This is a genomic window from Pseudomonas sp. BBP2017 (assembly GCF_003024385.1).
Taxonomy (GTDB): Bacteria; Pseudomonadota; Gammaproteobacteria; order Pseudomonadales; family Pseudomonadaceae; genus Aquipseudomonas.
The window spans coordinates 38,609-62,021 of the sequence record NZ_PVZN01000002.1 but is presented as its reverse complement, the minus strand read 5'-3'; the positions used below and the strand labels follow the sequence as shown (position 1 = coordinate 62,021).

Here is a 23,413-nt window from a genome sequence, read left to right as displayed (position 1 = left end):
ATGACTTTCTTGATCGATCAGGCATTATTAATCCATTGCCGATAGCGCTTGGCCTGCCGTCGAGATTTCAGCTGATTGCTGATCAATGCAATGAGCGGCGACATCCCGGGTCGTGTCCGCTTCCCTTGGCTCAACAGGCCAAGCTGCTTTTTGATCAACGACGCCACTGCCAGTGACGCCAGCGCCTTGTTCTTCCAGCGGACGACGATGGGCTCAACTTCGGCGTTGTGACCTGCCATCCACTGGCTGGGCAGGGTCGGCTCGATTGCCAACGCAGTGGCAAGCCCGACCATCGACACCGGGCCACTCACCACTCGCTCCGCGACTTCCTTCCTGCGTACGCCACCCGTAACCATCAGCGGCATGCGCGCTACTTCTCCTATCCTCTGCGCGAACTCGAGAAAATAGGCCTCTCGAGCCAAACTGCTGCCATCGCGGGTCTGCCCCTGCATCGCTGGGCTTTCGTAGCTGCCACCTGACAACTCGACCAGGTCGACCGCCTTGGCGTTAAGCATTTCCACCACGCGACACGCATCTTCGACATCGAATCCGCCGCGCTGAAAGTCCGCGGAATTGAGCTTCACCGCAACACAAAAGATTGGTGCCACGCGCTGACGTATTGCATCGATCGTTTGCAGGAGAATTTGCGCACGATTTTCCAGACGGCCGCCCCAACGATCGTCACGCCGGTTGGTCAAGGGCGACAGGAATTGGCTGAACAGATAGCCATGCGCCGCATGAATCTCCACACCCGTAAATCCGGCGCGCTCTGCCAGCACCGCCGCTTGGGTATAGCGCTCAATCAGTTCCTTGATCTCCTGCTCATCCAAAGCCCTGGGAGGTACAAAAGCTTTTGAAAGTCCGGGGATATCGACCGCAACGGCGGAGGGGCCTCTTGCCGGTTGCCCCATTGAAGCCAATAGCTGTCGTCCAGGATGATTAATCTGCATCCAGGCTTGGGCCCCGCGAATGCGGCAAGCTTCGGCCCATAACCGGAAATTTCGCAGGTTCCGATCATCCTCAAGCACAACGCCTGCGGGCCCGGTCAAAGCGTGGCGATCAACCATCACGTTACCCGTGATGATCAGACCAGCCCCGCCTTCCGCCCACCCCCGGTAAAGCCTGATCAATGCTTCCCCGGGAGCGTGATTCTCATTGGCAAGGTTTTCTTCCATGGCAGCCTTGGCGATTCGATTGGGAATCACTACACCATTGGGCAATCGAAGCGGTTCAAAGAGCTTGGAGCCGGTCATGTTCTGTCCTTCAGTTGACGATAAATGGGTGGCCTTCATTCAAAGGGCGATGCCTGGGGAGAAAGGTCATCCTCGAGCTGCGTTGGTCTACCCGGGGCCAGGGAATACCCCGATAGACGGTTTGAGTGAACCACTCAGCGACTGCACCAGCCCACGCAAAGATGAACACGCGTGTTCAATTTAGTCAATGCACAGGTATCGGAATCGTGCCGGATGGTCTCGCAAATTTTTTGCCAAATAGCCTAATTAAGGGTGCTAGCCGTTTTTATTCGAAAAAACAGCTTTTTATTCCAAAAACAAGATTGACGTCAATCGAACACGCGTGTTCAATTGACCCATAAGGCAATCCTGGAGAGAGACCGTGGAACTCCTGAATCCAACACAACGCCGCATTCACCAAGCCGCTTTTCGCCTGTTCGCGGAGAAAGGCACATCGCAAGTGAACATCCTCGACCTTGCGCAAGAGGCAGGGGTGGCGCGCGGCACGGTTTATAGCAACATCGAGAGCATGGAAGGCCTGTTCGAGGCGGTCGCTAGCCATCTCGCGAGAGAGATGCATGAACGGGTCAACAAAAGCTTCAATTCCCTCTCCGATCCCGCTCAACGCCTGGCCAACGGTATCCGGCTCTTCATCCGTCGAGCCCACGAAGACTCCCACTGGGGGGCATTCATCCATAAGTTCGCCATGAGCAACGCTTCGTTGCGTGAAATGTTTACCAGCCAGGCGACGACAGATCTTCTGAGTGGACTCTCCACCGGTCGGTACATGTTTAAGCAAGAGCAGTTGCTCTCTGTCCTGACGCTGATATCGAGCAGCGTCCTCGGATCCATTTTCCTGGTTCTGGAAGGGCACAGAACGTGGCGCGAGTCGGGAGCTGATACGGCCGAACTCGTACTACGGGCCTTAGGTGTGCCTCTCGAGGAGGCTAGAGCGCTGGCCACCGTAGAGTTGCCGGTACTTCCCCTGATCGACTAAGCGCGGTAACCGACACAACGACAAAACTCCTGGCGATTTCAGGGGTTCAGGGCCCTCTTTGCCCGAAAAACTGGATAACAAGAACAATGAACAGCAAAAATGAAATGTCCCAGTTGGCGACGCCACAGCCTGCCCGGCATTCGCAACCGACGGTGAAGGCTCAAAGTCTGACTCACCTGATTTTTCAAAGGCCGGACTTGAATGAGGCGGCACGTTTCCTGACTGACTTCGGCCTAACCGTCAGTCATCAGAGCACCGATACGCTGTATCTGCGCGGCACTGAGCCAACGCCTTATTGTTACCGCGTGCACCGTGCAGAAAAGGCAGGTTTTGTCGGGTTCGGCCTGGCAGTCCAATCACTCAAGGATCTGCAAAAGCTGACACAAATACCAGGTGCATCCTCGGTCGAGGCCTCGATACACCCTGGCGGCGGGCACTACGTCCGACTGACCGATCCTTCCGGCTTTATCGTCGAAGCTATTTGCGAGCAGACGCCCAGTGAACCCCTGGCACACAGAACGCCACTTCTTTGGAATCTGGCGCAAGAGCAGCCGCGAATCAACGCCACGCAGCGCCCGCCGATTGCGCCACCTGAAGTACGCAAACTGGGTCACATCGTCATTGAAGTAGCCGACTATCAGGCGACCTGTGCCTGGTATACCCAGCATTTCGGGTTCATTCCCAGCGATGTACAGGTACTCCCCAACGGCACCCCCATCGTCGCTTTCATGCGCCTTGATCTCGGTGACAAGCCGGCAGATCACCATACACTCGCGATCGCGCAAGGGTTCATGGCGACCTACAGCCATAGCGCCTATGAGGTCGTCGATGCAGACGCGGTGGGCATGGGACAACGGGTCCTGCGAGAGCGGGGTTGGCAGCACTCGTGGGGAATCGGCCGGCACATCCTGGGCAGTCAGATCTTCGACTACTGGCAAGACCCTTGGGGTGACAAGCATGAGCACTACTGCGACGGGGACATTTTCACCGCCATACAACCTACGGGCATCCATCCAGTGAGTCCCGAGGCAATGGCGCAGTGGGGGCAACGCATGCCCAAGAGTTTTACCAAACCCAAGATGAGCTTCAGCAACGTACGAGTGCTGATCCGCAACCTGCGGCGCAGCCCGGATTTAACGATTCGCAAGTTGATCACGCTGATGCGGATGTTCGGGTAGAGCGGCCGCCATGTCGGGCATCAGCACACGGTATAGCCGGCGAGACGTGCTCAAAACCGGTGCATTGATCGCCGGCGGCTCGTTGATCTACAGCGTCGCCAGCCCACCCGCAGAACAACACCACAGTTCTCGCGCCATCGAGCGCGGGACAAACGCTGCTCCAGGAGTACCTTCAATGTCTGCTGTACACGTAGTTCGCTTCGAGTTTGAGAACGGTATCCACTGGGGCGTGCTACGCCAAGACCGTATCACGATTGTCCCTGGTACCTTTGAGACCACGGGTGACTTCATCAGCCTTAACAGTATCGATGGCCTCGCTCAACTGAATGGTACTCAGTTGGAGGCGCACAAAGTCAAACTGCTGTCGCCGGTGACCCGCAATCAACAGTTCGTCTGCCAAGGGGCCAACTATCGACAGCATATGATCGAGTCGGGCATGGATCCGGATGCGAAGAAATACAACATGATGTTCACCAAGGCGACCAGTTGCCTGGTGGCCGCTGACAGCGTCCTGATCAAACCGCGCACAGTACGCTTCCTTGACTATGAGATCGAACTTGGGCTGGTGATGAAACGCGCGATCACTGGCGCAGTGAAGGTCAGCGATGCCAACCTGCATGAGTTCATTGCCGGTGTGGTCATTGTCAACGACTACTCGGCACGCGACATTCAGATCCCGCAGATGCAGTTCTACAAGGGCAAGAGTTTCCGCACGTTTGGTCCGGTTGGTCCCTACCTCTGTCTGCTGGACGCCCAGGACATGCATTACCTGAAAGCCTTGCAGTTGCGCCTGACGGTCAACGGTGAGGTGCGACAAAGCGACAGCACGGCCAACCTGGTGTATGGCCCCGCTGAAACCCTTACCGAACTCTCCTCTGTCCAGGATCTCGCCCCCGGCGACCTGATCGCCACCGGTACTCCTGCGGGATGCGCGCTGACCATCCCTTCGCCTGCCAAACAGCGCATTGCGGCCCTGATGCCAGAAGCCACCAAGTGGAAACTTTTCCTCAAAGCGCAGGAGGGGCGGACGCAATATCTGAAGGCAGGAGACGTCGTCGAAGCACGCATTCGCAGCGCGGATGGCGTGATCGATCTGGGCGTGCAACGTAACCGAGTCGTAGAGGAGGCCTGACGATGATGGTGCGATCTCTGAACGACATTGAAAGTATCGAGCAGGTCCCGTTAACGGAGCGTGGCTTGGCTTCCAGCACCTATGAAGCGCTGACACGGACAGCCGAGCTAAGCCCCAACGCGCCTGCACTGAGCTTCTTCGCCGACGCTACCTGCTTCAGGAACACCCATCACTGGAGCTATGCCGAACTCGTCGAAGATATCACTCGCGCGGCGAATGCCTTCCACGACCTGGGTATTACCCCGGGTGAAGTGCTGGCCTTCATCCTGCCCAACCTGCCGGAAACCCACTTCACTATCTGGGGAGGTGAGGCGGCCGGTGTCGTCATGGCGATCAATCCGCTGCAAGAGGCCAAACAGATGGCTGCCTTGCTAAGCGCCGCCAAAGCCAGCGTGGTGGTAACGCTCGCACCGACTCCGGGCAGCGACCTGTGGCCTAAGCTGGCCTCACAGCTGGATCAACTTCTCGAGATCAAGCACGTCGTTTGGGTTGGCATGGCCCCCTACATTGATGTCGCTCAGCGTGAATCCCTTGCATCTCTGGCAGAGAAAGAACGTGGGTTGCACAGGGGGGCCACGATTCACGATTTACGGACGTTGATGGATGCTCAGCCAGGCACCCACTTGAAGAGCGGTCGGCAATTCTGCCCTGAGGATCGTTCCTCTTACTTCTGCACCGGCGGCACCACCGGGCGTCCCAAAATCGCGATGCGTACCCATGGGGCGGAGGTCTTCAACGCGTGGGCCATGGCTAGGCAGATGCAACCACAGGGGAGTGGCCAGGTCATTTTTTGTGGGTTGCCGCTGTTTCATGTAAATGCACAGCTGGTGACAGGCCTGATGCCCTGGACCCAAGGTGATCATGTCATCCTCGGCACGCCGCAAGGTTATCGCGGTGAGGGTGTGATCCCAGGCTTCTGGGAGATGGTCGAGCACTTCGGCATCAATTTCTTCTCCGGCGTTCCAACCGTTTATTCCGCATTGTTGCAAAACGAGCCGGAAGGCCGCGACCTGTCGAGCCTTCGTTATGCCATGTGTGGTGCTGCGCCGATGCCGGTCGAACTTTTCCGAGAGTTTGAAGGCCGGACCGGGGTGAAGATCCTCGAAGGCTATGGACTCACGGAAGGCGCGTGCGTCTCCTCGGTTACTCCGCCCCATGGCAAGCGCTACATCGGCTCCATCGGTATACGGATTGCCTACCAGGACATGCGCGCAGTCATGCTCGATGACACAGGAGAGTATCTGCGCGACGCCGACAACGACGAGATTGGCCTGATCGCCATCACGGGTCCGAACCTGTTCGAGGGTTACGTTGAAGATAGCCATAACCGGGGCCTGTGGATCGACATCAATGGTCAGCGCTGGCTGAATACGGGCGATCTGGGGCGCCAGGATGAAAATGGCTATTTCTGGCTGACCGGGCGCAAAAAGGAACTGATCATCCGCGGCGGCCACAACATCGATCCGAAACAAATCGAGGAGGCTTTGCAGGCCCACCCAGCGGTGGCGTTGGCGGCTGCCATCGGCAGCCCGGACGCTTATTCGGGTGAAGTGCCGGTCGCCTACGTGCAACTGCGACCAGGCCAACTTTGCGAGGTTGAAGAACTTGAGCAGTTTGCCCAACACCACATCAGTGAGCGGGCGGCCGTTCCCAAGCGGATCGAGATCCTCGAAGCACTGCCGTTGACGGCGGTTGGCAAAATCTTCAAGCCCGCCTTGCAGCAGCGCGAAATTGCCAAGGTAGTCCGGCAGAATGTGGATCGCATGTGTCTGAAGGACATCGCGGTCGAGGTCATTCAACATGAACAACGTGGATTGGTCGCCCGCATCCGGGCCGGGCGAGATCAAGAGTCCCTGGCCCTTCTTCTAGGTCGCTATAGTTTTCAGGTGGAGTGGCTTAGATGATCCTGACTTCGTAAGTTCGGCACTCCGGCCCTGGTAGTCATCAGCCAGGGCCTTGTTCACAACTTCTATCAACTCCAACCGGCACTGCCAAGTGCACCGGAAGGCGAAGCTTTGCCTGCGCACCATTCAATAAAAACAACACAAGGTGAGAAATGAATCTGAGCAACCGTGCTACCCCGCGCCTCTCAACTGTGCGAGAAATGCCTTCCTGGATTAAATTCACAGGTGCCGCAGCAATACTCAGCGTTTCAACAAGCGCGAGCGCCAATGGCATTGCGTTGAACGAGCAAAGTGCAAGTAGTGCGGGTACTGCTTATGCGGGGAGATCGTCTTCTGCGCTGGACGCCAGCACTATCTTTGGCAATCCTGCAGGTTTGACCAAACTGAAACGCACTGAAATTTCCGGCGGAGCTGCGGTCATCTCGGTGAGCGATGACATCAGTGATGCGCAGAGCAGTGCCACGGGAACGAACAAGGGGGACTCGGTACCGTTGGGGGTTGTGCCCTTCGCTTATATGTCGACGCCACTTGATGATCGTTTTTCGATTGGCCTGGGTCTCTATGCTCCAAGTGGTCTGATCAATGACTATGAGAGCACTTTTCAGGGCCGCTACCATGGCTCCTACAGTACGACCAAGGAGATCACCCTTCAGCCCACCATTGCCTATCGGATCAATGATTACGTGTCCATTGGTGGCGGGCCGACCATAAACCGTTTCAATGCAAAGCTTCAGAATTACCTGGCCACCGGCGCCCTGAACAACGGCGAGGACACACTGGTCACCATCAAAGGCAATGACACGGCACTTGGGTACAACGTCGGCATCTTGGTCGACTTTACTGAGGCCACCAGTTGGGGGATTAACTATCACTCAAAGGTGGACTATGAACTCGAAGGGCATACTGAGGTTTCCGGCTCCCCGAGCGTTGTCCCGCTGGACGGAAAGTATGACAACAAGATAGACCTCACTATGCCCGAATCCGTGGACACGTCTATCACCCATCATTTCAATAGTCGCTGGACGGGATACCTGGGGGCTACCTGGAAACGTTGGAGCCGGATCCAGAAGGTCGAGGCAGTCAACAGCGGGCTTTCCCCGGTGGGCCATGCGGCTGGCCTGGGAAGTGTGATCGAAGAAATGAACTGGCGTGACACTTGGTCCACCGCAGTGGGCGCATCCTATCAATTGAACCAACAATGGCTGCTGCGCGCAGGCTACGCCTATGATCCGTCGCCAATCAGGAATGCCGATCGCAGCGTGCGCATTCCGGTTGGGAATCGCCAAGCCGTTACCTTAGGTGGTGCTTATTCGCCAAATTCCGATCTAACGATAGACTTTGCTTATGGCTATCTGTGGGACTCCAAAGTCTCGGTGAAGCAGTCGAACAACTCCGGTCTTCAACCGGAATACAGCGCCAAATACAACAATAGTGCGAATGGATTTTCAGTGCAGGCAACCTTCCGGTACTAACCGACCAAATTTCGACTAACTAATAGAGTACTTTTTGAGTACCCAGGAATCAGCGTCAAGGAGGCGAGTGAAAGCACCTCTCGATTCAGTTCAAGCCGCCTCCCTCCCCCGCGCCACCGCCTGCGCCGCCACCAGCATCGCGCGCAACAGCACGGCGCAGCCATCCGCCAAATCCTCGGGCGCAGCATTCTCGATTTCGTTGTGGCTTATCCCGCCTTCACAGGGTACGAAAATCATCCCCGCCGGCCCCAGCTCAGCGAGGAAAATCGCGTCATGCCCCGCGCCGCTGACGATATCCATATGTGACAAGCCCAGCCCCTGAGCCGCACTGCGCACCGCTTCGACACAACCCTTGTCGAAATACAGCGGCGAGAAGTCCGCGGTTGGGGTCAGGGTATGGCTCAGCCCATGCTGCTGGCAGGTGCTACTGATCACATCGCGCACCTGAGCAATCATCGAGTCCAGGCGTGCCGGCTCCAAGTGACGGAAATCCAGGGTCATGCGCACTTCGCCAGGAATGACGTTGCGCGACCCCGGATACGCCTGCAGACAACCGACAGTGCCGCAGGCATGCGGTTGGTGCTCCAGGGCCACACGATTGACCGCCGCCACTACCGCACTGGCACCGACCAGCGCGTCCTTGCGCAGGTGCATCGGTGTCGGCCCGGCATGGGCCTCGACACCGCGCAAGGTCAGATCAAACCACTTCTGGCCAAGGGCGCCGAGCACTACGCCAATGGTCTTGTGCTGGTCTTCGAGGATTGGCCCCTGCTCGATATGCGCTTCGAAATAGGCGCCCACAGGGTGACCGCTGACCGCTCGCGGCCCGGCATAACCGATGGCGTTCAGCGCCTGGCCGACGCTGATGCCCTCGGCATCGGTCTTGGCCAGGGTTTCTTCCAGGGTGAATTTCTCGGCGAACACCCCCGAGCCCATCATGCACGGAGCAAAGCGCGAGCCCTCCTCGTTGGTCCACACCACAACTTCCAGCGGCGCCTCGGTTTCGATCTTCAGGTCATTGAGCGTGCGCATGACTTCCAGCCCGGCCAGTACGCCAAAGCAACCATCGAACTTGCCACCAGTGGGCTGGGTGTCGATATGGCTGCCGGTCATCACCGGTGGCAATTGCGGGTTGCGACCCGGGCGGCGGGCGAAAATGTTACCGACGCCGTCGATGGTCACGGTACAGCCCGCCGCCTCGGTCCATTGGACGAACAGGTCGCGGGCCTGGCGATCAAGATCGGTCAGCGCCAGGCGGCACACCCCGCCTTTGACCGTAGCACCGAGCCGGGCCAGATCCATCAACGACTGCCACAAGCGCTCGCCGTTGATATGCCGATGGGTCGATTGCAGAACGTCCTGTGCTGTTTGCATGCTGTTCTCCTGGCCTCTGCGGGCCATAGGCGCTACACGGTGGGTTTGAGATTGGTCGCACGGGCCATCTTGAGCTGGCCGAGCGCGTAGTAGATCAGCCCGCCCAGGGCGGAACCGGTGAACCAGCCAAAGTCGTAGAACCAGCTGAACGCCTGACTCTGCAGCGAAAGCAGGGTCAGCGCAACCGGTACACCAAAGGCGATGAAACCGGCGGCGTTCCAGGCCGGATAGACGTCATCACGGTACAGGCCGGCCAGGTCCAGGGTCTGTTTGCGGATCAGGAAGTAGTCGACCACCATGATCCCGGCGATCGGCCCGAGCAGGCTGGAGTAGCCCAGCAGCCAGTTGGAATAGACGCTTTCCAGGCTGACATCACTGACAATCAGGCCAAGCTTTTTCAGCAACTCATGTGCCATCAGCAACAAGCCGACCAGCCCGGTCAGTAGTACCGCCTTGGTCCGCCCGATCCACTTGGGCGCCAGGTTCTGGAAGTCGTTGGTGGGAGACACAATGTTCGCCGCGGTGTTGGTCGACAAGGTGGCGATGATAATCAGGGCCATGGCCAAGGCCACCCACACCGGGCTCTGGATATGCCCGATCAGGCTGACCGGATCGGACACGGTCTGCCCCACCAGCGACGGCGAGGCCGCCGTCAGCACCACACCCAGGGCGGCGAACAGGAACATGGTCAGCGGCAGGCCGAAAATCTGCCCGAGAATCTGGTCTTTCTGGCTTTTCGCATAGCGGCTGAAGTCAGGAATATTCAGCGACAAGGTGGCCCAGAAACCCACCATGGCGGTCAGCCCGGCAAAGAAGTAACCGTAGACGCTGGCGCCTTCCGGGCGCTTGGGTGGCTGGGCCATCAGTTCGCTGATCGAGACGTTGGGCAAGGCCCACACCAGCAACCCGGCACCGACCAGCACCAATAATGGTGCCGACAGGGTTTCCAGCCATTTGATCGACTCGGCGCCACGCAGCACTACCCACAGGTTCAGGCACCAGAACAGCATGAAGCCGATCACCTCGCCGGTGCCACCCAAGGCCTTCCAGTCCGCCGACAACGAACCGAGGAACAGGTGAATGGCCAAGCCGCCGAACATCGTCTGGATGCCGAACCAGCCACACGCCACCAGGGCCCGGATCAGGCACGGCACGTTGGAGCCTTTGATGCCGAACGACGCGCGCAACAGCACCGGAAAAGGAATGCCGTACTTGGTCCCGGGAAAAGCATTGAGTGTCAGCGGGATCAGCACCACGGTATTGGCCAGCAGAATCGCCAGCAACGCTTCGCCCACCGTCAGGCCGAAGTAAGCAGTCAGCACCCCGCCCAAGGTGTACGTCGGCACACAGATCGACATGCCGACCCAGAGCGCGGTGATGTGCCACGTGTTCCAGGTGCGTTCATACACCTTGGTTGGGGCGATGTCGTGGTTGTATCGGGGGCTGTCGAGGACGTCGCTGCCGGCGTCGAGCTCATACAAGCCATCACGTTCACGCACTTGCGATCGGGTCTGCTGCATGGCCACTCCACTGTTTTTCCGTTTTGGGAGGTACTTGCACTGGCATGAGGGCAATCACGGGTGCCCATGAGAAATCTTGACCATTTCCACAACCTGTCAAGAACGACAGGACCACTGGTCGTTTTCCTAAAACACTAAAAATCAATTAAATTCGTTTAATTTCAAATAGTTAAACAAGATATAAGCTTATAAATTAATTATTTGCCCTATTCCTTAACCCCTACTAGATTCAATTCCTGACAGCGATGACAGGTTTTGACCTACGCTGCAAAAAGAACAAAACCTAGAGCCGGCAACAACCGGTCAAGCCTGCGAGGAGCCTCTGATGACGCTTATGATTCGTGGTGCCACTCTGATTACCCATGAGGAAAGTTATCGTGCCGACGTGCTCTGTGCCGACGGCGTGATCAAAGCCATCGGCACCGACCTCGAGCTTCCCAACGGTTGCGAGATTCTCGACGGTAGCGGCCAGTACCTGATGCCCGGCGGCATCGACCCGCACACCCATATGCAACTGCCCTTCATGGGCACCGTGGCCAGCGAGGACTTCTATAGCGGCACGGCTGCAGGCCTTGCCGGTGGCACCACCTCGATCATCGACTTCGTCATCCCCAACCCGCAGCAATCCTTGCTCGAAGCCTTTCATCAGTGGCGCGGCTGGGCCGAGAAGTCAGCGTCCGACTACGGCTTTCATGTCGCCATCACCTGGTGGAGCGAACAGGTGCGTGAGGAAATGGGCGAGCTGGTGCACCTGCACGGCGTCAACAGCTTCAAGCACTTCATGGCTTACAAGAATGCGATCATGGCCGCCGACGACACCCTGGTCGCCAGTTTCGAACGCTGCCTGGAACTGGGCGCAGTGCCCACCGTGCACGCCGAGAACGGCGAGCTGGTCTTTCACCTGCAGCGCAAACTGCTGGCCCAGGGCATCACCGGGCCCGAAGCGCATCCATTGTCGCGCCCCTCTCAGGTTGAGGGTGAAGCGGCCAGCCGCGCCATCCGCATTGCCGAAACCCTGGGCACACCGGTGTACCTGGTGCATGTGTCGACCCGCGAAGCACTGGATGAGATCACCTATGCCCGCGCCAAGGGCCAGCCGGTCTACGGCGAAGTACTGGCCGGGCACTTGCTGCTGGACGACAGCGTCTACCAGCATCCGGACTGGCAAACCGCCGCCGGTTACGTCATGAGCCCACCCTTCCGGCCGCGCAAGGATGGCCACCAGGAAGCACTGTGGGGCGGCCTGCAGTCGGGCAACCTGCACACCACCGCCACTGACCACTGCTGCTTCTGCGCCGAACAGAAAGCTGCCGGCCGGGAGGACTTCAGCCGCATCCCCAACGGCACCGCCGGTATTGAAGACCGCATGGCGGTGCTCTGGGACGAAGGAGTGAACAGCGGCAAGCTGTCGATGCAGGATTTCGTTGCGCTGACCTCCACCAACACGGCGAAGATTTTCAACCTGTTCCCGCGCAAAGGCGCCCTACGTGTGGGAGCCGATGCCGACCTGGTGCTCTGGGACCCGCAAGGCACGCGGACCATTTCAGCGGCGACCCATCATCAACAGGTCGACTTCAACATCTTCGAAGGCAAGACCGTGCGTGGCATCCCCAGCCACACCATCAGCCAGGGCAAGCTGGTCTGGGCCAATGGTGACCTGCGTGCCGAGCGTGGTGCCGGGCGCTATATCGAGCGGCCGGCGTATCCAGCGGTGTTCGATCTGTTGAGCAAGCGTGCCGAGTATCAGCGTCCGGCTGCGGTTAAGCGCTAACAGCTTCGCGGGGCAAGTCGGGTCGCCGCACCGCGATCAAAGCACCAACTATAAGAGACATGAGGAAACCACCGTGATCGAGTCCCTCAACCACCTCCCCCGACCGTCCACCGACAATGCTGCCCTGGCCGAGCACTTCAGCGACCTGGCGCCACCGCTGAACGCCCGTCAGGCCGCCGTGGAGGCCTCGCGCTGCCTGTACTGCTACGACGCCCCCTGCGTTAACGCCTGCCCCAGCGACATCGACATCCCCTCGTTCATCCGCAGCATCCACCAGGAAAACGTCCAGGGCGCAGCAGAAAAGATCCTCTCGGCCAATATCCTCGGTGGCAGTTGCGCGCGGGTCTGCCCGACCGAAATCCTCTGCCAGCAGGCCTGCGTGCGCAACCACCACCAGGAGTGCGCCCCGGTACTGATTGGCCTGCTGCAACGTTATGCCCTGGACCACGCCGAGTTCACAGAACACCCCTTCCAGCGCGCCGCCAGCACCGGCAAGCGCATCGCCGTGGTCGGCGCCGGGCCCGCAGGTTTGTCCTGCGCCCATCGCCTGGCCTGGCACGGCCACGATGTGGTGATCTTCGAAGCCCGCCCCAAGGCGGGTGGTCTGAACGAATATGGAATCGCCAAATACAAGGTGGTCGACGATTTCGCCCAACGCGAGGTGGACTTCGTCCTGCAAATCGACGGTATCGAAGTCCGCCATGGCCAGGTACTGGGTGACAACCTCAGCCTGGCCGAGCTGCAACAACAGTTCGATGCGGTATTCCTCGGTCTTGGCCTGAACGCCAGCCGCCAACTGGGCCTGGCCAACGAAAGCGCGCCGGGCATGCTGGCCGCCACCGATTACATCCGCGAACTGCGTCAGGCCGAGGACCTGACCACCCTGCCTGTGGCCGATCGCTGCATCGTCCTCGGCGCGGGCAATACCGCCATCGACATGGCCGTGCAGATGGCGCGGCTCGGCGCTCGCGATGTCAATCTGGTGTACCGCCGCGGTTTCGAGGACATGGGCGCCACCGAACATGAACAGCACATCGCCAAGGAGAACCAGGTGCGCCTGCTGACCTGGGCCCAGCCTGAGCAGGTACTGCTCGATGATCTGGGCCGGGTACGCGGCATGCGCTTTGCGCGCACGCATATGATCGAGGGCCGTCTGCAAACCACTGGGGAAACCTTCGAACTGGCCGCCGACGCAATCTTCAAGGCGATCGGCCAGGCCTTCAACGATCAAGCCCTCAGTGACAGCAGCGCGCAAACACTGGCCCGCGACGGCGAGCGCATTCGCGTCGATGAACACATGCGCACCAGCCTGCCCGGCGTGTACGCCGGCGGCGACTGTACCCACCTGGGCCAGGACCTCACCGTCCAGGCCGTGCAGCACGGCAAGCTGGCCGCCGAGGCCATGCATGCGCAACTGATGCTCAATGTGGAGACTGCATAATGGCTGATCTGTCGATCGAATTCGCTGGCATCAAGGCGCCCAATCCGTTCTGGCTGGCCTCCGCGCCACCTACCGACAAGGCCTACAACGTGGTCCGCGCGTTTCAGGCCGGCTGGGGCGGCGTGGTCTGGAAAACCCTTGGCGAAGACCCGGCTGCGGTCAACGTGTCGTCGCGCTACTCGGCCCACTACGGGGTCAACCGCGAGGTCATGGGCATCAATAACATCGAGCTGATCACCGACCGCTCGCTGGACATCAACCTGCGCGAAATCACCCAGGTGAAAAAGGACTGGCCCGACCGCGCGCTGATCGTGTCGCTGATGGTGCCCTGCGTCGAGGAATCATGGAAAGCCATCCTGCCGCTGGTGGAGGCCACCGGCGCCGACGGTATCGAATTGAACTTCGGTTGCCCTCACGGCATGCCCGAGCGCGGCATGGGCGCAGCGGTCGGTCAGGTGCCGGAGTATGTCGAACAGGTTACCCGCTGGTGCAAGACCCATTGCTCGCTGCCGGTGATCGTCAAACTCACGCCCAACATCACCGACATCCGCCAGTCCGCGCGCGCCGCCCATCGTGGCGGCGCCGACGCAGTGTCGCTGATCAACACCATCAACTCGATCACCAGCGTCGACCTCGAACGCATGATCGCCCTGCCGATAGTCGGCGACATGAGCACCCACGGCGGTTACTGCGGCTCGGCGGTCAAACCCATTGCCTTGAACATGGTTGCCGAAATCGCCCGCGACCCGGCCACCCGTGGCCTGCCGATCAGCGGTATCGGTGGTATCGGCAGCTGGCGTGACGCCGCCGAGTTCATCGCCCTGGGCTGCGGTGCCGTGCAGGTGTGCACTGCGGCCATGCTGCATGGCTTTCGCATCGTCGACGACATGAAAGACGGCCTCTCGCGCTGGATGGACAGTCAGGGCTACCGCAGTCTGCAGGATTTCAGCGGTCGCGCCGTGGGCCACACCACCGACTGGAAGTACCTGGACATCAACTACCAGGTCATCGCCAAAATCAATCAGGACGCCTGCATCGGTTGCGGACGCTGCCACATCGCCTGCGAAGACACCTCGCACCAGGCCATCGCCAGCCTCAAGCAGGCTGATGGCAGCCACCGCTACGAGGTGATCGACGCCGAGTGTGTGGGCTGCAACCTGTGTCAGATCACCTGCCCGGTCCAGGATTGCATCGAGATGGTGGCGCAAGACACCGGCAAGCCGTTCCTCGACTGGCAGCACGACCCGCGCAACCCCTACCGCGAAGCCTCCTGAGGCGCGGCCACAAACAACGAGGGAGGCTCAGTGATCCTCCCTCGTTGTTTGTACTCAGTGCATATCGCTGCGTCGATACAGGCTCAAGCCCACCGCCAGCGCCGCCAGCATCCCGGCGCAGCTGCGGTTGATCCATTGCAGGGTGCGCGCCGAAAATCGCCGCATGGCATGCCGGCCGCCGTAGGCATAGACCGCCATCATCACACCGTCGAGGGCGGCGCTGGTGATCGCCAGCACCAGGTACTGTTCGGCCACCGGCTGGTCGGGGCGAATGAACTGTGGCAGGAATGCCGAGAAGAACAGCAGCCCCTTGGGGTTGGACAGACCGACGAACAGCGCGCGCAGGAAAGCTGAGCGACCACTGGCGCCAGCATTCATCGGCAGCCGTTCCAGGGCATTGCTCGGTGCGCGCCAGAGCACCCAGGCCAGGTACAGCAGGTACACCGCCCCGACCCATTTGACCAGGCTGAACAGCTGCTCGGAGGCCTGCAACAAGGCGCCCAGGCCACAGCCCACGGCAGCGATCAACAGCAGGTCGGAGAGCATCGCCCCGGCCATGCCGAAGCCGGCCACGCGCATGCCGTGGGTGGCACCGTTATTGAGGGCCAGGAGCATGGCTGGACCTGGGGTGATCATCACCGCGCCGGCGGCGATGATATAGAGCAACAGTGTGGAGGCGTCCATGGTGACTTGCGCAGACAGAAAGGCGCCAGCATGCCTGTTCGATGCGCTCAGGACAACGCCTGTTATCAGGCCGCGACGACCCTCGGCGGTTTACCTCTATCATGGTGCGTACAAGGAATATTTGCCCCGAGGAAGCCACTGCCATGCTGTACCGCCTGAGCGCCGATGGTCTGGTGCTGTTTCACCTGCTGTTCATTCTATTCGTGCTGTTCGGCGGCTTGCTGGTGCTCAAATGGCGCGCGGCCCTGTGGTGGCACTTGCCTGCGCTGTGCTGGGGCATTGCGGTGGAGTTCTTTCACCTGTACTGCCCACTCACCGACTGGGAGAACCACTTGCGTCAAGCGGCGGGCCAGGCCGGGTACGAAGGCGGTTTTATCGAGCATTACATCCTGCCGGTCATCTACCCGGCGGGACTGACGCCGGGTACTCAGGTACTACTGGGCTCAGTGGTGGTGCTGGTCAATGCCCTGGTTTACCTGCAGGTGATACGCCAGTGGCCACGCAGGCAGCCCAGCCGCTGAAGCCTGCCTTCAGCGCGTGGCGATAATGAACAGCCGCGGAAATGGCAACAGCACCTTGCCGTCGGCCGCTGGTGGGTAGTCTTTCTCCATGGCGTGCAGGTAATCCGTGAGGAAACCCTGCTGTCTATCGGCGTCCAGTGCCGCCAGGTACGGACGCAAGGCTGAGCCCTTGAACCACTCCACTACCGCCTGCGCCCCACCCATCAAGGGATGGTAATAGGTGGTGCGCCACACTTCGACCTGGCGGCAATGGGGACTGAGGATATCGTAGTACTCAGCGGCGCTGTGCCGTGGCGGGTGCTTGATTGCACCGATTTTGTCTGCCCAAGTGCCTTGGCTGGCGATCTCGCGGGCCCGGCGGTGGGCTGGCTCGTCGAGATTGTCCGGCGTCTGGATGGCCAGGCTGCCGCCCTCGGTCAGTTGCCTGACCAGCTGCGGGTACAACACCGCATGAGCGGGCAGCCATTGCAGCGAAGCGTTGGCGAGGATCACGTCGACACCCTGGGGTGCGGTCCAGCTGGCAATGTCGCCCAATGCGAAGTCGATAGTGGGCAGGCGCTGGCGTGCAGCCCGGAGCATGTCCTCGGAACTGTCGATGCCGCTGACGGCTGCCCCCGGATAACGCCCGGCCAGTACCTGGGTCGAATTGCCCGGGCCGCAGCCCAGATCGACGGCCGTGCGGATGCTCTGCTGCGGCAATGCCGCCACCAGGTCGCGCACCGGTCGCGTGCGTTCGTTTTCGAAGGTGCTGTACTGCGTCGCGGACCAGGTCATTATTGAGTCCTTGTTCGTCAGTGAAAAAGTCGGGAGCAAGCATAGAATGCCCGGCACAATTCGCCTATTGCCTCATGCTTGCCGTTAACATGAGCGCCATCAGCCCACCTGCCGGAAGCCTGCCATGACCTTGCACATCCGCCCTGCTCGACGCGAAGACGCGGCCCAGATTCTTGCCTTCATCACCGAGCTTGCCGACTACGAACGTGCCCGCCACGAAGTGATCGCCAGTGTGGCCGATATCGAGCGCACCCTGTTCGATGACGGCGCCAAAGCCCTGAGTCTGATCTGTGAACACGACGGCAAGGCCATTGGTTACGCGGTGTACTTCTACAGCTACTCGACCTGGCTGGGGCGCAACGGCATCTACCTCGAAGACCTGTACATCACCCCCGAACAACGGGGCGGCGGTGCGGGTAAACAGTTGCTCCGGCACATCGCCATCGAGGCCTGTGACAATGATTGTGGCCGTCTGGAATGGAGCGTGCTGGACTGGAACGAGCCGGCGATTCAGTTCTATCGCTCGCTGGGTGCCCAGGCGCAGGATGAGTGGGTGCGCTATCGCCTGGAAGGTGACGGGCTAAAGGCATTTGCCCAACAGTAATCCACTGTCACTGCAAGTCTGTTCCATTGGCCTTATGGCTCCAGCCCGATCCCGCGCAAGATCACGCTGGTCACCGTCTGCACCGCCCGCTCGAACTGCAGGTCGGTGAGCGGCTGGTGGTCGTTGAGCAAACCGACCTGGTGGCTGAAGTCGGCATAGTGCTGGGTCGACGCCCAGATCATGTACAACAACCCCGAGGGCTCCACCGCGAGGATGCGGCCATCGTCGATCCACTGGCGGATTTTTGCTTCTTTCATCTTGGCCCAATCGTACAGCGGGTCGTCCAGCGCCGCGCCAAGGTTGGGCGCGCCATGGATGATCTCGTTGGCCCAGACCTTGGAGCCATAGGGACGCGTGCGTGAATGGTTCATCTTGGCGCGGATGTAGCTGCTCAGCACGATGCGCGGATCGTCGTAAAGCTCAAAGCACAAGGCATCCTGCTTCCATACTTCAAGCAGGCCGAACAACACCGCCTGGTACAGTTCGGCCTTGGTGCTGAAGTAATAGTGCACATTGCTGCGCGGCAACTGTGCCGCCTCGGCGATGTCGGCCATGGCAGTGCCGGCGTAGCCCTTCTCAGCAAAGACCTGCTCGGCGGCCAGGAGGATATTGTCGACATTGCGTTGGCGAATGCTGAGCTTGTGCTGGGTCATGACCAGATCCATTGCGACTGACGCTGCAAGGCTACCACCAGGCTCCGCCGATTCGTGCGTCGGCGGCAAAAAAGTTGTGTCGGCGCAGGGATTTTTCCTCAGGCGCTCGGTCGCAATACTGCACGCCTCATTTCAACAGCCCTTCACAAGGAGCCCTCCCATGTCCATTCCACTGCTCGGTCTCGGTACCTTTCGCCTCAAAGACCAGGTGGTGATCGACTCGGTCAGCCAGGCCCTGGAGCTCGGCTACCGGGCCATCGACACCGCGCAAATCTATGGCAACGAAGCCGAAGTCGGCAACGCAGTCGCCGCCAGCGGCATCCCCCGTGGCGAGCTGTTCCTGACCAGCAAGATCTGGATCGACAACCTGAGTGCCGACAAGCTGATCCCCAGCCTGAAGGAAAGCCTGAGCAAACTGCGCAGCGACTACCTGGACCTGACCCTGATCCACTGGCCATCGCCTAAAGACGCTGTCCCGGTCAGCGAGTTCATGACCGCGTTGGCCGAAGCCCGTGACCAGGGCCTGACCCGACAGATTGGCGTATCCAACTTCACTATCGACCTGCTGCGCCAGGCCATCGACGTGGTCGGCAAAGACGCCATCGCTACCAACCAGATCGAACTGCACCCGTATCTGCAAAACCGCAAGCTGGTCGAGTTCATGCACAGTCAGGGCATCACCGTGACCTCATACATGACCCTGGGCTACGGTAAGGTTCTGCAGGATCCGGTGATCCAGGCAATCGCGGGGCAACACAACGCCACCCCGGCGCAGGTCACCCTGGCCTGGGCTATGCAGCTGGGCTACGCGGTAATCCCGTCTTCGACCCGCCGCGAAAATCTCGCCAGCAACCTCAAGGCCGGCGAGCTCAAGCTCAGCGATGAGGACATGGCGAAAATCGCCGCCCTCGACAGCGGCCTGCGCCTGACCAGCCCGCAAAGCCTGGCACCGGCCTGGGACTAACCTTGATCGCTGCAGGCCAGGGCCAACTTCAGATACTGCAGGGTGTGTTGCCGGCCAGCGGAGTCGATATAGACCATGCTGGCCTGCACCACATCGCAGAGGTCGGTTTCAGGCTCGCTCATGGCCACCACCCGAGCGATATCCAGCGGCATGCCGTAGTGATACACAGCGATTGATTCGGCGGCTTGGGCACTGGCTGTAAGCAACAGCCCCAGGCCCAGCAGAGTTCGCAGGTACATGGCGACGCTCCTGTGTGCGCAAGAGGTTCGCCGATGTGCCGGAGAACCCCGACTTCTAAAGTGTGGCGCGCCTGCGCCAAGGCGTCGGCCGAGGGGATCAACGGCAGTTTCAGGGTAAATCGGGTAATCTCGATGCCAGTCAATGGCGCACGGATTCACCCCAGCATGGAACTTCATATCAGCCTGCAAGGCAGCAAAGGTCTGGCCGAACAGCTCTACCAGCAACTGCGCGAGGGTATCGACAGCGGGCGCCTGGCCGCTGGCACGCAGCTGCCGCCAACCCGGCTGCTGGCCGAACAATTGGGCGTGTCACGCAAGACCGTGGCCGAAGCCTATTCGCGCCTGACCTACGACAACCTGCTCAGCGGCAAGGTCGGCAAGGGCACCTTCATTACCCCGGCCTCGACCCGTTTAGCGCCAGCTGGCCCCGCCATCCCCCTGGCTAGCGCCCCGACCCTGGCCAAATGGCGTTCCCGATCCAACCTGCTGGCTGACCTGGCGCCCAGTACCTTGCGCTACGACTTCATCGGCGGTGCTTCGAGCAAGGCCCAGTTTCCCTTCGATGACTGGCGCCGCTGCAACCAGTACGCGCTGCGCCAGATACGTCGCGGCAGCGCCCGCTACGCTGCCCATCAGGGTTTGCCGGAGCTGCGCGAAGCCATCGCCCGGCATATCGCCTTCGCCCGTGGTGTGCGGTGCCACAGTAGCGATGTACTGGTGTGCAACGGCGCCCAGCAGGCCCTGGACCTGATCGCCCGGATCCTGATCGAACCTGGCTGCCGGGTGGCCATGGAAGACCCCGGCTACACCCCGGCTCGCCAGCTGTTCCTGTCTCAGGGCGCGCAGCTGCAGTACGTGCCCGTGGATGACCAGGGCCTGTGCGTGGAGCAGATCGCCGAAGGCACCCGGCTGATCTACGTCACCCCCTCGCACCAGTTCCCGCTGGGCATGCCGATGAGCCTGGCACGTCGCCAGGCCCTGCTGGAGCGCGCTGCGGCGTTGGGCGCGATCATCATCGAAGACGACTACGACAGCGAATTCCGCTACGAAGGCCGGCCCACCGATTCACTGCAGAGCATGGACCGGCATGGCCTGGTGGCCTATGTCGGGACCTTCTCGAAAACCTTGTTGCCGGAACTGCGCCTGGGCTACGCCATCGTCCCCGAGGCCCTGCGCGAAGCCATCTGTGTTGCCAAGCAACTGACCGACTGGCACACCCCAACCCTGAACCAGTGGGCCCTGGCCCGCTTTATCAGCGAAGGCGCGTTGCTCAAGCATACCCGCCGCGTGCATGAGGTCTATGCCGCGCGTCGCGAACGGATCCTGCAACGTTTGCAGGGTGACCTGGCGCCCTGGTTCGAGGTAATTCCGGCTACCGCCGGCTATCACCTGAGCGCCCTGACCAAGGGCGGCCTGGAGGTGGAATTCCTGATCAACATGGCGCGCAAGGTCGAAGTCGGGCTCTACTCGCTGGCGCCCTTCTATGCCCAGGCACCGGTACGTTCCGGGCTGTTGCTGGGTTTTGGCGCGATCGAACTGCTGGACATCGACCCGGCTCTCGACCGGGTGCGTGACACCTTGCAGACCCTCGGCTGATTGGCCTCCTGAGATTCGCCGCAATTGGCTATTCGAGCATCACCGCAGCGGCGCTAAGGTAGTGCCATCGCCGCCTGATGCGGAACTTACCGGAGAACAGAGATGAGCAATCGTATCGAATGGGCCAAGCACTCGCCTGAGGCCTACAAGGCAATGGTCGGCCTGGAAATGGCCCTGGGCAAGTCCGGGCTGGAAACCTCGCTGCTGGAGCTGATCCGCCTGCGTGCTTCGCAGATCAACGGCTGTGCCTACTGCGTCAACATGCACGCCAATGATGCGCGCAAGGCCGGCGAAACCGAGGCCCGCCTGCAAACCCTGAGTGTCTGGGATGATACCGCTTTCTTCACGCCCCGTGAGCGTGCGGCCCTGGCCTGGACCGAAAGCCTGACCCGTCTGCCTGAGCGCCATGCACCGGAACACCAGTACCGCGCCCTGCTCGAACACTTCAGCGAAGCCGAGGTCGCTAACTTGACTCTGGCCATCGCCACTATCAACGCCTGGAACCGTTTCGGCGTGGGCTTTGCGATGATCCCCAGCTGAGTCATCCGGCCAAAAAAACGCCCTGCACTGCAGGGCGTTTTTATTTACAGCACTCAGCCGGCCGGCGTCGGCATCACCGGCGGCGTGTATTGCAACGTGGTACCGAGCAGCCACAGCAGGAACAGCACCAGCGGAACATGCACCAGCAACTGCACGAAGGAGAAGCCGATCAGGTCGCGCGCCTTCAGGCCCAGCACCCCCAGCAGCGGCAGCATGTAGAACGGGTTGATCAGGTTCGGCAGCGCCTCGGCGGCGTTGTAGATCTGCACTGCCCAACCCAGGTGGTACTGCAGGTCATTGGCCACCAGCATCACGTACGGCGCTTCGATGATCCACTTGCCGCCGCCGGAAGGAATGAAGAAGCCCAACACCGCCGAGTACACGCCCATCAGCACCGCGTAGGTGTCGTGGGTAGCGATCTGCACAAAGAAGGTCGAGATGTGATGCGCCAACGTTTGCGCATCGACCCCTTTAACCTGGGTCAGGATTGCCGCGATCGAGCCGTACAACGGGAACTGGATCAGCACCCCGGTGGTGGTCGGCACCGCGCGGGCGACTGCATCGAGAAAATTGCGCGGGCGCCACTGCAGCAAGGCACCGAGCATGATGAACAGCAGGTTGTAGGTGTTCAGCCCGGAAATCGCAGTGATCGCAGGTTTGGTCGTGAACTCGTTGTACAACCAGCCCGCCGCCAGCGCTACCAGCAGCAGGATCAGGATCGGGCTGTATTCCAGCCACTCGCCCGGCCGGGTGCGCTGCGGCGGCGGTGGTAGCGAAAAACTGGGGTCGATGCCGCAGTCTTGAGCGCTACGGGCACTGCCCGGCCCCGGTGCGGTGGCGTAAGCCACGACCAGGGAAACCAGTACCAACGCCAGGAGCATTACGCCCGACTGCCAGAGGAAAATGGTTTCGGTGAACGGGATCACGCCAGTGATGGCCAGAATCGACGGTGGCAGGCTGGCCGGGTTGGCCTGCAACTGCGCCGCCGACGACGACAGGCCCAGGGCCCAGACGGCGCCCAGACCCAGGTAAACGGCAGCACCAGCGGCGCGGTAATCCATGCGCAGGTCGGTACGGCGCGCCAGGGCACGTACCAGCAAGCCGCCAAACACCAGAGACAGCCCCCAGTTGAGCAACGACGCCAGCATCGAGATCAGCGCCACCCAGCACACTGCCGAGCGACCGTTTTTCGGGAGCCGCGCCAGGCGGTCGATCAATTTGACGGCAGGGGGAGAACTGGCGACTACATAGCCGCCGATGACCACGAAGGCCATCTGCATAGTGAACGGAATCAGGCTCCAGAAACCGTCGCCAAAGGCCTTGGCGGTATCGGTAGGCTTGGCGCCCATGGCCAAGGCGGCAACAGAGACCAGTATGACTGCCAAGGCGGCAAACACCCAGGAATCGGGGAACCAGCGTTCAGCCCAGCTTGAGCAACGCAGGGCAAAGCGAGCGGAGCGGCTGTCTTGGATATCAGCGGCCACGTTATCTTCCTTTTATCGTTGTTTTTTTGGCATAGCGAAGACCTCATCGCGGGGCAAAC

Annotated in this window: 21 protein-coding genes; 13 read left to right on the top strand and 8 right to left on the bottom strand. The window is 60.5% G+C overall.

The window, feature by feature from the left end:
• Positions 1–17: 17 nt before the first annotated feature.
• A complete protein-coding gene (locus C6382_RS03125; protein WP_107023086.1) occupies positions 18–1,253 on the bottom strand; it encodes an NADH:flavin oxidoreductase/NADH oxidase family protein in 1,236 nt (411 codons plus the stop codon).
• Between the two features lie 361 nt (positions 1,254–1,614).
• Between C6382_RS03125 and C6382_RS03120 the strand changes: the two genes are divergently transcribed.
• From C6382_RS03120 to C6382_RS03100, 5 genes are all read left to right on the top strand, one after another.
• Complete coding sequence (locus C6382_RS03120) at positions 1,615–2,229, top strand: TetR/AcrR family transcriptional regulator (protein ID WP_107023085.1); 615 nt, start codon at positions 1,615–1,617, stop codon at positions 2,227–2,229.
• Between the two features lie 86 nt (positions 2,230–2,315).
• Positions 2,316–3,407 (top strand): VOC family protein, encoded by a 1,092-nt coding sequence (locus tag C6382_RS03115; protein ID WP_107023084.1) that lies wholly within the window; start codon positions 2,316–2,318, stop codon positions 3,405–3,407.
• A 175-nt stretch (positions 3,408–3,582) separates the two neighbouring features.
• On the top strand, positions 3,583–4,539 hold the full coding sequence (locus C6382_RS03110; protein WP_107023083.1) for a fumarylacetoacetate hydrolase family protein: 957 nt from the start codon (positions 3,583–3,585) through the stop codon (positions 4,537–4,539).
• Positions 4,540–4,541: 2 nt separating this feature from the next.
• Entirely contained in the window at positions 4,542–6,443 is a 1,902-nt protein-coding gene (locus tag C6382_RS03105; protein WP_107023082.1) for an acyl-CoA synthetase, read from the top strand.
• 152 nt (positions 6,444–6,595) lie between these two features.
• On the top strand, positions 6,596–7,915 hold the full coding sequence (locus tag C6382_RS03100; RefSeq protein WP_107023081.1) for an outer membrane protein transport protein: 1,320 nt from the start codon (positions 6,596–6,598) through the stop codon (positions 7,913–7,915).
• A 90-nt stretch (positions 7,916–8,005) separates the two neighbouring features.
• Here C6382_RS03100 and C6382_RS03095 read toward each other — a convergent pair whose 3' ends face one another.
• Both C6382_RS03095 and C6382_RS03090 read right to left on the bottom strand, forming a co-directional pair.
• Positions 8,006–9,289 carry a Zn-dependent hydrolase gene (locus C6382_RS03095; protein ID WP_107023080.1) on the bottom strand — a complete coding sequence of 428 codons (1,284 nt, stop codon included), beginning with the start codon at positions 9,287–9,289 and terminating at the stop codon, positions 8,006–8,008.
• A 32-nt stretch (positions 9,290–9,321) separates the two neighbouring features.
• Positions 9,322–10,809 (bottom strand): NCS1 family nucleobase:cation symporter-1, encoded by a 1,488-nt coding sequence (locus tag C6382_RS03090; protein WP_107023079.1) that lies wholly within the window; start codon positions 10,807–10,809, stop codon positions 9,322–9,324.
• A 325-nt stretch (positions 10,810–11,134) separates the two neighbouring features.
• On the opposite strand from C6382_RS03090, the gene hydA reads away from it, so the two are divergent.
• The 3 genes from hydA to preA all read left to right on the top strand — a co-directional run bounded on the left by hydA (position 11,135) and on the right by preA (position 15,295).
• Positions 11,135–12,580, top strand: coding sequence for a dihydropyrimidinase (gene hydA, locus C6382_RS03085; protein ID WP_107023078.1), 1,446 nt, complete (start codon positions 11,135–11,137; stop codon positions 12,578–12,580).
• 73 nt (positions 12,581–12,653) lie between these two features.
• On the top strand, positions 12,654–14,021 hold the full coding sequence (locus C6382_RS03080) for an NAD(P)-dependent oxidoreductase (RefSeq protein ID WP_107023077.1): 1,368 nt from the start codon (positions 12,654–12,656) through the stop codon (positions 14,019–14,021).
• Positions 14,018–15,295 carry an NAD-dependent dihydropyrimidine dehydrogenase subunit PreA gene (gene preA / locus C6382_RS03075; protein WP_107023076.1) on the top strand — a complete coding sequence of 426 codons (1,278 nt, stop codon included), beginning with the start codon at positions 14,018–14,020 and terminating at the stop codon, positions 15,293–15,295. Before C6382_RS03080 ends, preA begins: the two co-directional genes overlap by 4 nt.
• Positions 15,296–15,349: 54 nt before the next feature.
• Here the strand turns inward: preA and C6382_RS03070 are convergent, their stop codons facing one another.
• On the bottom strand, positions 15,350–15,979 hold the full coding sequence (locus C6382_RS03070; RefSeq protein ID WP_107023075.1) for a LysE family translocator: 630 nt from the start codon (positions 15,977–15,979) through the stop codon (positions 15,350–15,352).
• A gap of 143 nt (positions 15,980–16,122) precedes the next feature.
• Here C6382_RS03070 and C6382_RS03065 point away from each other — a divergent pair, with 143 nt between their 5' ends.
• Positions 16,123–16,500, top strand: coding sequence for a DUF2784 domain-containing protein (locus tag C6382_RS03065; RefSeq protein WP_107023074.1), 378 nt, complete (start codon positions 16,123–16,125; stop codon positions 16,498–16,500).
• Positions 16,501–16,509: 9 nt separating this feature from the next.
• On the opposite strand, the gene tam is transcribed toward C6382_RS03065, so the two are convergent.
• Positions 16,510–17,274, bottom strand: a complete 765-nt coding sequence (gene tam / locus C6382_RS03060) for a trans-aconitate 2-methyltransferase (protein WP_107023073.1) — start codon at positions 17,272–17,274, stop codon at positions 16,510–16,512.
• Between the two features lie 124 nt (positions 17,275–17,398).
• Here tam and C6382_RS03055 point away from each other — a divergent pair, with 124 nt between their 5' ends.
• Positions 17,399–17,878: a GNAT family N-acetyltransferase gene (locus C6382_RS03055; protein WP_107023072.1), complete on the top strand. Its 480-nt coding sequence runs from the start codon at positions 17,399–17,401 to the stop codon at positions 17,876–17,878.
• A gap of 32 nt (positions 17,879–17,910) precedes the next feature.
• Here C6382_RS03055 and C6382_RS03050 read toward each other — a convergent pair whose 3' ends face one another.
• Positions 17,911–18,531: a TetR/AcrR family transcriptional regulator gene (locus tag C6382_RS03050; protein ID WP_038612464.1), complete on the bottom strand. Its 621-nt coding sequence runs from the start codon at positions 18,529–18,531 to the stop codon at positions 17,911–17,913.
• Between the two features lie 160 nt (positions 18,532–18,691).
• On the opposite strand from C6382_RS03050, the gene dkgB reads away from it, so the two are divergent.
• The gene (gene dkgB, locus C6382_RS03045) at positions 18,692–19,495 is read left to right on the top strand and encodes a 2,5-didehydrogluconate reductase DkgB (protein WP_107023071.1); all 804 of its coding nucleotides are present in this window, start codon (positions 18,692–18,694) and stop codon (positions 19,493–19,495) included.
• Here dkgB and C6382_RS23995 read toward each other — a convergent pair.
• Positions 19,492–19,734, bottom strand: a complete 243-nt coding sequence (locus tag C6382_RS23995; protein ID WP_157193096.1) for a DUF2790 domain-containing protein — start codon at positions 19,732–19,734, stop codon at positions 19,492–19,494. The genes dkgB and C6382_RS23995 overlap by 4 nt on opposite strands.
• 165 nt (positions 19,735–19,899) lie before the next feature.
• Between C6382_RS23995 and C6382_RS03035 the strand changes: the two genes are divergently transcribed.
• Together C6382_RS03035 and C6382_RS03030 are read left to right on the top strand one after the other, a co-directional pair.
• Positions 19,900–21,330, top strand: a complete 1,431-nt coding sequence (locus tag C6382_RS03035) for a PLP-dependent aminotransferase family protein (protein WP_107023069.1) — start codon at positions 19,900–19,902, stop codon at positions 21,328–21,330.
• A 102-nt stretch (positions 21,331–21,432) separates the two neighbouring features.
• Positions 21,433–21,870 carry a carboxymuconolactone decarboxylase family protein gene (locus tag C6382_RS03030; RefSeq protein WP_107023068.1) on the top strand — a complete coding sequence of 146 codons (438 nt, stop codon included), beginning with the start codon at positions 21,433–21,435 and terminating at the stop codon, positions 21,868–21,870.
• 53 nt (positions 21,871–21,923) lie between these two features.
• On the opposite strand, the gene C6382_RS03025 is transcribed toward C6382_RS03030, so the two are convergent.
• Complete coding sequence (locus tag C6382_RS03025; RefSeq protein WP_107023067.1) at positions 21,924–23,354, bottom strand: short-chain fatty acid transporter; 1,431 nt, start codon at positions 23,352–23,354, stop codon at positions 21,924–21,926.
• Positions 23,355–23,413: the final 59 nt, after the last annotated feature.